Origin of the sequence: Kineococcus sp. GCM10028916 (assembly GCF_042674865.1) — a bacterium.
Taxonomy (GTDB): Bacteria; Actinomycetota; Actinomycetes; order Actinomycetales; family Kineococcaceae; genus Kineococcus.
In genome coordinates this window covers 1-6007 of sequence record NZ_JBHTFM010000002.1, presented here as the reverse complement: position 1 = coordinate 6007, position 6007 = coordinate 1, and the positions used below count along the sequence as shown (strand labels likewise).

Sequence of the window (6007 nt, the reverse complement as noted above, 5' to 3'; positions counted from 1 at the left end):
CCGATACGGCGATCCTTCCCTTTTCATGATCACCGCACTCGGCCGTAGCATCCGTCCCGAAAACACTGGTTTTCGGGACACCTGAGCCATGTGAGCCGCGAGGTGTGACCGTCACTGCCGCAACGGGATGGCGCCTCCCTGACGGCGCTATACGGCCGCTTGACTGGGCACTGAGCGCGGCATGATCGGGTAGATGGGGTACGCCTTGACGGCTGCGGCCGCCTCACAGGGGAGTCGGTGGGTGGGCAGCTACTGGTCAGAGTCCAGGTAGATCGTGCCGCTGGTGGGCATCGACTCCTGAGGACCCTCGAAGTCCTGGAGAGGGTCTTCGGGGCTGTCGCTGCGTAGACGATCTTGCTCTTTCAGCCGCCAGATGGCTGCTTCGTCGCTGTCGTCGTCGGCGGCGTAGGGCGGGGTGGGGGTCTCAGACATGTGGGCCACCTGCTGGTCAGTGGGAGGTGAGCTGGACTCAGGGGTGGAGGAGCTGAGCAGGTGCCACGACCCGGCTGCGAGGAGGCAGGCCACGGCCACGCTGGAGACGGTCAGCGCGGTTATCCGGGTACGGGTCACGTGAGCTCCTGCTGCTTGATCATCGTCTGCTGACTGTAGATCGGCGGCAGGGGCGTCGTCTTAAGGACGCGTAACGCGGGATGACCGCGAGGTCGTGATGGCCCGGCGGCCGGCGAGCTAGCTTGATCAGGTGAGCAAGCAGCGGTCCAAGGTGTGGCGAGCGGCGGAGTACATCGGCTTAGTCGAAGAGCCCTCGACTGCCCCACAGCGCGGTAGCCGTGCTTGGTGGCGACGTGTTCTGCTCATCGTGGCTGTCGTTGTTGCCGTCGTAGTCGTGAAGGCTCTGGTGTCCTGAACCACCCGGACGGCGGGATGACCGTGAGGTCTCCCGTGTCCTTGCTGCTTGCTCCAGCTCTGCCCTTAGGAGCCTGTCGCTGCTTCACTGGCGATGTGATCACCACGCGATCTGGCTGTCTGGCTGTCATGGCCGCTCTCGGGCTCATGGTGAGTTCGGGCTGCTCTGGCGATGCGCCGCCACCGACTGCGGCGTCGTCGGCGCCGACTAGCTCGAGCTCGGTAGCGCCGACTCCACAGCAGAGCACCGCGGTCGAGACCACCGCAAGCATGGTCATGTGCGTTGGCGAGTCCGCTGAGCACCCGCCCGGATCGACCGTGCGTGTCGACGTTGACGACGCCGGCACCGTGACGAACACGACCTACATGGAGGTGCCGGGCCAGCTGGTCATCCCGCTGCCTTCGAGCACCGCGCAGGTTCTCGTCGATGGGGTGCCATGGTTGTCAGGACCGGCGGCTGACGACCCGCTGCACGCCTATGGGACGGGGTGCCCCACGAGTAGCCCCCCAGCCTCTTGAGCTAGCTGGGGCAGTTGATCAATGGCCAGGAGAGAGCGACGAGTCTCGCTCATCGACACGAGCGACATCGCCGACCACCCGTATCGCGGGATGACCGTGAACTCGGAGGCGCCCAACTAGAAGATCGCAAGGGGGTTCACGGGCACGCCGGTGGCCCCGCGCAGTCGAGGCGGTGCGACGGTGAGCAGGAAGGCGTAGCGACCGAGTTCGGCGCACAACGCGGCCAGCTCATCGACCTGGACGCCGTCGATCAACGGCATCCCCAGGCGGGTCAATCCGACCATGTGCAGCGGCATCGGGACCCGCGGGTCCACCGGCGGGAAGGTGTCGCTGATGTCGCCTGCGTAGAGGGAGACGTCGCGCTGCTGCATCCACGTGACGGCGTCCACGGTCATGCCGGGTGCCGGGGTTTCCCCGTCCCAGGAGAATGTCCAGCCACTGCGCACGACGAGTGCGTCGCCGGGCTCCAGGTGCACCCCGCTGCGCAGCTCGGCGGCCTCGAGGTCGGCGGCGGTGATCGGGTGTGCGGACGGGAGCCGATCACCGGGAGCCAGGTCGAGCAGCACCCCTCGGGTGAGCACACCGTCGGCGAACGCCGTGCTCGAGCCGTGCACGACACCACCTGCGGTCACGGCTTCGGTCAGGGGGCGGCCTGGGTAGACGAGTCCGTCTACCGGCATGTGTGCGAAGGCATCGAGGTGGGTCAGCTCGGGGTGGTGCGGGTTCAGGACGAGCAGTTCGGCCATGCCCATGGGTGGGGTGCCGGTGTAGAGCAGGGCCTGCTGGACGGGCGGGGAGGGCGGCGTGGGAGGGGCGAACGGTCCACCGAGCATCGAGGCCGGGTCGACGGGCATCGCCAGTGGCACCCACCGGCCGGTGCGGGCCTCGGCCACGGCCCGCGCGCGGACCTCGTCGGTGATCAGGTTCAGGGTGCCGAGTTCGTCGTCGGCACCCCAGCGGCCCCAGTTGCTGGGGAGCGAGCTGGTGCTGTCACTGCTGCTGTCACTGCTGCTGTCACTGCTGCTGGTGTCACTGCTGGCGACGTCGATCACCGAAGACATGGTGGTCACTCGATCCTGAGGGGAGTCCATCTAGAGCATAAGGAGCCTTATGCCCATCAGGGAACTTACACTCACTTCATGTCCATCGCACCCACAGGCTGGAGCGGCGGCGACCCCGAAGCGTTCACGGCGCTGACCCTGGTTCGCGCTTCCTTGGCCATGCGGCGGGTCTTCATCGCCACGCTCGCTCCCCACGACCTGACCCCGCAGCAGTTCAACGTGCTGCTCCACCTCGTCCAAGACCCCGGGCGCAGTCAGGCCGACCTGGCCCGCGAGGTGATGGCCACCCCTCAGTCGGTGGGCGAACTGCTGCGGAGCATGGAGGAGGAGGGGATGGTCGAGCGCACACCTCCCGCCGGTCGCGGCCTGCCGTCCGCGGTCTACGCCACCGCGACCGGTCGCGCGCTCCTGGATGAGGTCACTCCGTTCGTGCTGGCCGCGTTCGCCCCCGAGGCCCTGGGTCTGGACCCGACCGCGTACGCCCGGCTCAACCTCGACCTGCACTCGATCCTGGCTGCGCTCGGGACCTGAGCGAGCACCTCGAACGTCCTTGAGCGGCAGCGCTCCTCCACCTCGTGGGGTGAGGGCGTGCTCAGCTCGCGCTCGGACATCGGCAAGAGCGTGACGTCGTCTGTCCCTGACAACTGCGCACAACGCGGGATGACCGGACGGACGTTCTGGCGCGGGCGATCCCCGCGGACGGGCCGGGTCTCGGAGTCAGTGTCGTCGTGGCTGTGGCTTCGGGCGGGGAGATAGTTCTGCAGGGGGCGGCGTCTCCCCGGGGTCCAGACGGCGGACCCGAGTGACGCGGTAGTCAAAGCTGTCCTGTTGAGCAGCTTCGTAGTCGAACTCCACCGCATCGTCGACCTCGAGTGAGCGGTAGCCCTGGCCTTCGATGACGCTGAAGTGCACCCAGGCATCGCGCCCTGGTGGTAGCTCGGAGCTGCGGATGGCGCCGGTGCCCTTCTCCGCTTTGAACCACTTGACCACGCCGTATGCCATCGCGACAGCTTGTCTCAGCCCTCTGGCTAGTGGAAGGCGATTTGGCGAGGGTGTGACCGCGGGGTCATCGCCAGACGCGCGCACATCGCGGGATGACCGTGCGTCCGGATTGCGGCGTAGCTGTGGAGCTGACGGTGGACGTACCCGACGTGCCCCTGACGAAAGGGGTGAGCTCCACAGTCCAGGCGCGTAGCGCGGCGATCTACGGTGGCTACGTCTTGACCCGTCGTGAGGAGCCCTGCAGTGATGCCCCACCCCGAGTCGGCCAGCTCAGCAGCGGCAACCCCACCGCCCGCCGCACCGATCGTGACCGCGACACCGCGACGTCCTTCCCTCCCACTCGGTCTGGTGCTGGGCGCGGCGGTGGGAGTGCTGGGCGGGATGATCGGCCTGGGTGGGGCGGAGTTCCGCCTGCCGCTGCTCATCGGGGTCTTCGGCTTCGTCGCCCTCCAAGCGGTGATCATGAACAAGGCGATGAGCCTGCTCGTGGTCCTCACCGCCCTGCCTGCACGGCTGGCGTCGGTGCCCTTCGAGCGGGTCGCGGAGCACTGGTCGGTGATCGCGAATCTGCTCCTGGGCAGCCTGGTCGGGGCCTGGCTGGGCGCCTCGTGGGCGACCCGGATGCGCTCCGCGACCCTTTACAAGGTCCTGGCCGTCCTGTTGGTCTTCATTGCCGTGACGCTGGCGGGAACGCACTTCCTGGCGCTGGGCTCACTGGACCTGCAGGCCTGGGTGCGCATCCCCGTCGGCGTCCTCGCCGGGGTGGGCATCGGCATCGTCGCCGCAATCATGGGCGTGGCCGGGGGTGAGCTGCTGATCCCCACGATCGTGTTGCTCTTCGCCGTCGACATCAAGACCGCTGGCAGCCTGTCGCTGGCGGTGTCCCTGCCCACGATGTTGGTGGCCTTCGCCCGCTACAGCCGCGACGGGAGCTTCGCGGTGCTGCGCGCCAACCGCGGCTTCGTCATCGCGATGGCGGCGGGCTCGGTAGCCGGCACTGTGATCGGTGGCCTGCTGCTGGGGGTGGTGCCCACCGCGGTGCTGATCCCCTTGCTGGTGGTTCTGCTGTTGGCGTCCTCAGTGAAGGTCTGGAGGCATTGACCTAGCTCGCACCCTCGTTCCACGGTTCCCGGCGCCGAGCTGCACTGTCAAGATCATCGAGGATTGGACCGCGTCCGGACATCGCCATGACCGCGACGTCGCCGACCGTGCGCACCGCGGGATGACCGTGACGTCGGTGCAGCGGGGCGACCCCCGTCGTGGGGGAAGACGTGGGTGCGCCGATCTGGTCGCCCGGGTGACCGTTTCGGTTCACCCACGGGTGACCTCATGTGGTGACAGCGGTGGGTGCGACGGCCAGGGCTGAACGCCCGGTCATCGTCATGTGCGTGAAGTCGCCCGCTTCATGATCACTGATCAGGCCGGACGAGCCCGTCCCGAAAACATTGATTTTCGGGGCGTTTGAGCTGGAGGAGCTGCGCAGGCGAGGTCGTTAAGGGACGCTCATCTCGTCGTGGGCGCTGGGTAGTTGTGGACGTCAGGGTCGTCCGCGAGCAGGTCTGACGACGAAGGCCCTCAGTCCGTGGACTGGCGGGCCTAGGGTCCGTGGACTACTCCTCCCACGCCTCGATCGTGTCCGCTGGACGACCGGCGGGGCTGGTTGCAATGTCGGCCCAGTTCTTCGACGGTGGCCATCGCAGACGGACCGGTGGGTCTCGTCGTCCTCCTGTGGGCGGGACGAGCCGCGAAGCGACAAGAGCCCGTACCGTTCCTAGGCATCTGATCGATTTGAGGCGCAACTCGTTGTCCGTACGGGTTGAGTCAGGTTACGGCTGTGATGTTAAGACATCGGTGACAATAGAAAGCGTGGGGTCAATGCATTACAATGCATTGACCCCACGCTTGGTTGGGTTAAGCCTTCAGCAAGACGCCGTGTAGTCGTATCGCGCGAAGTTGTTGGGAGCGTAAGAAGTGCGCTTCACCCCAGGAGCTGACGAGTTGCAGATGCTGTCAACCCCATTGTTCCAGATGACTTTGTACTTCTGAGTGGTGCCGCAGTTGTTGGTCACGGTCACAGACCGCGAATCACTGGCAACCGCACGGGAGAGGCAAGACGGTACCGCTGCTTGTGCGGTAGCCGCGAAACCTACAGAAAAAATCGCTGCCGTCATGGATGCACCGATTATTGCTCGAGTTGCACGAAGCTTCATATTGGCTCCCTCTGGATGCGAGTGTTGGTACAGCACTAGCAGAAACATGCGCCAGACTTGGCGATGAGCAAGATCAAGCTAGCCGCCCGTGCGGTCCCTGTCTAGGACTTCCGAGAAAGAGATAAGGCTCGTGGATAAGCTCATTCTTTGAAGTTTCAAGGTTTTTGGTCGCCCCGCTTTCTCTTCTGTGATGTGCGCGAAGAGCCCAAGCTCTGCGACTACACACTAAGTGTGTACTCTGCGTGCATAGTGGTACCCATGTCCTTGGCTGAGCTTCACCTCGCATTGCTGTCCTTGCGGCCGGCCCATGGGTACGACCTCAAACGCGAGTACGACGCATGGTTCCCCAGC

Annotated in this window: 5 protein-coding genes; 2 read left to right on the top strand and 3 right to left on the bottom strand. The window is 65.8% G+C overall.

The window, feature by feature from the left end; genetic code table 11:
• Positions 1–249 precede the first annotated feature (249 nt).
• Positions 250–432 carry a hypothetical protein gene (locus tag ACFQ46_RS02345; RefSeq protein ID WP_380256818.1) on the bottom strand — a complete coding sequence of 61 codons (183 nt, stop codon included), beginning with the start codon at positions 430–432 and terminating at the stop codon, positions 250–252.
• A gap of 1067 nt (positions 433–1499) precedes the next feature.
• On the bottom strand, positions 1500–2435 hold the full coding sequence (locus tag ACFQ46_RS02340; RefSeq protein ID WP_380256816.1) for a cyclase family protein: 936 nt from the start codon (positions 2433–2435) through the stop codon (positions 1500–1502).
• Positions 2436–2522: 87 nt separating this feature from the next.
• Between ACFQ46_RS02340 and ACFQ46_RS02335 the strand changes: the two genes are divergently transcribed.
• A complete protein-coding gene (locus ACFQ46_RS02335) occupies positions 2523–2975 on the top strand; it encodes a MarR family winged helix-turn-helix transcriptional regulator (protein WP_328293756.1) in 453 nt (150 codons plus the stop codon).
• Between the two features lie 186 nt (positions 2976–3161).
• On the opposite strand, the gene ACFQ46_RS02330 is transcribed toward ACFQ46_RS02335, so the two are convergent.
• The gene (locus ACFQ46_RS02330; RefSeq protein WP_380256814.1) at positions 3162–3446 is read right to left on the bottom strand and encodes a cold-shock protein; all 285 of its coding nucleotides are present in this window, start codon (positions 3444–3446) and stop codon (positions 3162–3164) included.
• Positions 3447–3827: 381 nt separating this feature from the next.
• On the opposite strand from ACFQ46_RS02330, the gene ACFQ46_RS02325 reads away from it, so the two are divergent.
• Complete coding sequence (locus ACFQ46_RS02325) at positions 3828–4547, top strand: sulfite exporter TauE/SafE family protein (protein WP_380256820.1); 720 nt, start codon at positions 3828–3830, stop codon at positions 4545–4547.
• The last annotated feature ends 1460 nt before the right edge of the window (positions 4548–6007 follow it).

Excerpts from the sequence above, each read along its gene's own strand:
- ACFQ46_RS02345 (WP_380256818.1), bottom strand. The coding sequence starts at position 432 with ATGTCTGAGACCCCCACCCCGCCCTACGCCGCCGACGACGACAGCGAC.
- ACFQ46_RS02335 (WP_328293756.1), top strand. The coding sequence starts at position 2,523 with ATGTCCATCGCACCCACAGGCTGGAGCGGCGGCGACCCCGAAGCGTTC.
- ACFQ46_RS02330 (WP_380256814.1), bottom strand. The coding sequence starts at position 3,446 with ATGGCATACGGCGTGGTCAAGTGGTTCAAAGCGGAGAAGGGCACCGGC.
- ACFQ46_RS02325 (WP_380256820.1), top strand. The coding sequence starts at position 3,828 with ATGATCGGCCTGGGTGGGGCGGAGTTCCGCCTGCCGCTGCTCATCGGG.